We start from the raw sequence: 2686 nt of genomic DNA, 5'->3' as shown, positions 1-2686 counted from the left end.
GCTGACGGCGGCGACGGCGGGCGACGGTGCGAGCTGACAGCGGCGGCGTGGGCTGACGGCGGCGACGGCGGGTGCGGGAACTGGGTGTCCGATCCCCGTCGGCGCCGGTGCGCGGGCGGGGCAGAGTCGGTGACCGGCACTCACCCGGCGCGGGGAGCGGTTCTTCCCGTGCACAAGGTCACCGATCTCGAGGTTCTGTGCTTCGGCACCCCGGTGGTGCTGATCGGCTCGCGCAACGAGGACGGCGGCGCCGATCTGGCGCCCGATGTCCTCGGCCTGGTGGCCGGGCCGCTCGTGTCTGCTGGGCCTGGGCAACAGTTCCGCAGGACAGGTGACGACGATTCGCCGTCAAGGCGGACCGTCGCCCGGTATCCGCCCGTAGCCGCTTCGGCACGGGTGGTGGCATTCCTGGGGCCCGATCGGCGAGGACCACGCCGGCCCGGTCTACCGCCGGGCCGGCGGGAAGTCAGGTCTGTGGAGCTGGCGTAAGACCGATGGGCGGCACACCGTCCCTCCGCCGGCAACCCCGGGTCGGCAACCGGCCGTGAAGCAGAAAGCCCGACCCGCGAGGGTTGGAACCCTCCGGCTCCAGCCGCAGGAGGATGTCAAGAAGTTCTGCGAGTTCTTCGGGCAGGGCCGGCGCCTCCCCCTCCCGGCCGGCCGAGGGCCGGCGGATGCCGGGCCGGCTGCCGGCCGCCGTGTGAGCGCGGCCGTTCAGGGCGCGATGGTGGCCCCGCAGGAGTCGCACACCCGGGTCGCCGGCAGCTCGAGGAAGCAGTTCGGGCAGATCGCGGGTGGGCGCGGGGCGGGCGCGGCGGCGGCGGCGGTCTTGCGGGCCTGGGCACTCTTGCGGGTCTGGGCGCTCTTCAGGCGCGGGGCCAGCGCCGGGGTGCCGCCGTCGGCGGGCAGGTCGGCGCCGAAGTGCCGGTAGCAGGCCAGCCGGGCGGCGGCGGCGTGCTGTTCGCGGTCCATCTCGTCCGCGATCGGCGGCTGCCCGGCCACCGCCAGCACGTCCTGGTAGCCGGCCCCGACCATGCCGTCGGTGGCGTGCACCACCAGGGCGGTCAGCGGCGGGTCGCCGCGCCGGTGGGCCTCGCGCACCACCAGGGCCAGCACCTTGCCGATCCAGTGCCGCTGGTTGACGCTGGTGCGCACCCCGGAGGCCTGCTGGACGGCCTCGGCCAGCTCGGCGTAGGTGATCACCGCGTGGTAGCGGCGTGCCACGTCCTCCAGGGCCGGGTAGGCCGCCCTGGTCCACACGATGTGCGCCTGGCTGACGGCGACGGCCGAGCCGTCCGCCTCCCGCCAGTAGCCGCGCTGCTGCTGCGTCATTGCGTCCGCCCCTGTCCGTTCGCCCTGGTGGCCCCCGCCGGGAGCGAGGCTACCTGGCGCGGGTGTCGTTCTACCTGCCGGGGGCTTCCTGCCGGGGGCGGGCGGCGGCCTTCCTGCCGGGGGCGGGCGGCGGGCTTGACTTCAAGCGCTGTTGAAGTCGTCTCATGGGTGCCGACCGCAGCCGTACGGGCATCCGCGGTCGATGCCCCGCCCGTACGGGAACGGACCGGGGCCGGGGTGGCCGCCTTCCCGATCGTGCCGGTGGCGGCCCCGGCCCCTATGCCGAGCCTCTGCGGCAGGGCCCGCTCCTGCATCCGGGTGCGGTGCGCCCGGGGCGGCGGTGAGGACTCAGGCCCGCTCGGCGAGGGCGTGGGCGACAAGGGCGTTGGCGTGGCCGTGGCCGTGGGTGGTCTTGAGCCAGGTGACGAGTTCGCTGTGCTTGGTGAGCGGGCAGGTGCGGATGAGGTTGAGGTCCTTCCATTCCTCGGTGACCCCCTCCCCCGGCTGAAGCCGGGGGCTTCTCGCCATCCCTGCCGGGCGTCGCGACGGGCCAGCCCGGCCCGTAGAACGTTGACGGCCAACATGCCACATCCCACTGGCAGAAGGCACGAGCAACCGTCCTGCTGCGCAGTGAAGCGGCGGCGCGGCGCGCCGCCGGGGCTCAGGATCGGATTCCCTCCCCGTCTGAAGCCGGGGAGACCCTCCGAAGATCAGGGACGGAGGGGAAGTACGAGGCCGGGCCCTTCACGGGTGCCGTGGTCATGTCCGGTGTCCTCCCGAGTGCGGGTGAAGCGAGAACGCGGTGCGGTCACGGGTTCGGACCGTGACCGCACCGCGGACTCATCACCCGGCGGCGGGCGACGCCACGACCGCGGACTCATCGCCCGGCGGCGGCGGGCTACGCCACGACCGCGGACTCATCGCCCGGCGGCGGCGGGCTACGTCGCGGTGGCGCGGCGTCGTGCGCGGGCGGCGCGGCGGCCGGGGGGCGGGGTGGGGTCGGCGTTCCAGGCGGCGACGGGGTTGCCGAGCCAGCGGGTGGCGTGGGGGACGTTCTCGCCGCGCATGACCAGGGAGGCCGGACCCACCGTGGTGTTGTCGCCGAGGGAGGAGTTGAGCAGCACGATCGAGTGCGGGCCGGTGGTGGAGCCGGTGCCCAGGTGGACGGGGCCCAGGCGCATCACGCGGTCGTGGAACAGGTGGGTCTGCAGGACGGTGCCGCGGTTGACGCTGGCGCCCGCTTCGACGGTGACCAGGTCGCTCTCGGGCAGCCAGTGGGTCTCGCACCACACGCCGCGTCCGATCCTGGCGCCGAGGCTGCGCAGCCACAGGTTCAGGTAGGGGGTGCCGGTCA

General features: G+C 74.5%; 4 protein-coding genes. 1 reads left to right on the top strand and 3 read right to left on the bottom strand.

Annotated elements, in window-relative coordinates; all coding sequences use genetic code 11:
* Nucleotides 1-168 precede the first annotated feature (168 nt).
* Nucleotides 169-489 (top strand): hypothetical protein, encoded by a 321-nt coding sequence (locus tag ACWCYO_RS33915; RefSeq protein ID WP_270150152.1) that lies wholly within the window; start codon nt 169-171, stop codon nt 487-489.
* Between the two features lie 225 nt (nt 490-714).
* Here the strand turns inward: ACWCYO_RS33915 and ACWCYO_RS33910 are convergent, their stop codons facing one another.
* The 3 genes from ACWCYO_RS33910 to ACWCYO_RS33900 all read right to left on the bottom strand — a co-directional run.
* Entirely contained in the window at nt 715-1332 is a 618-nt protein-coding gene (locus ACWCYO_RS33910) for a hypothetical protein (RefSeq protein WP_449786352.1), read from the bottom strand.
* Between the two features lie 348 nt (nt 1333-1680).
* A complete protein-coding gene (locus tag ACWCYO_RS33905) occupies nt 1681-1860 on the bottom strand; it encodes a DUF4287 domain-containing protein (RefSeq protein WP_270150150.1) in 180 nt (59 codons plus the stop codon).
* A 410-nt stretch (nt 1861-2270) separates the two neighbouring features.
* Nucleotides 2271-2686, bottom strand: a 416-nt coding sequence (locus ACWCYO_RS33900) for a hypothetical protein (RefSeq protein WP_449786351.1), incomplete at its 5' end; no start/stop codon positions are given.

It is taken from the genome of Kitasatospora sp. NPDC001683 (assembly GCF_053596495.1).
This window is presented reverse-complemented; position numbering and strand designations above follow the sequence as displayed.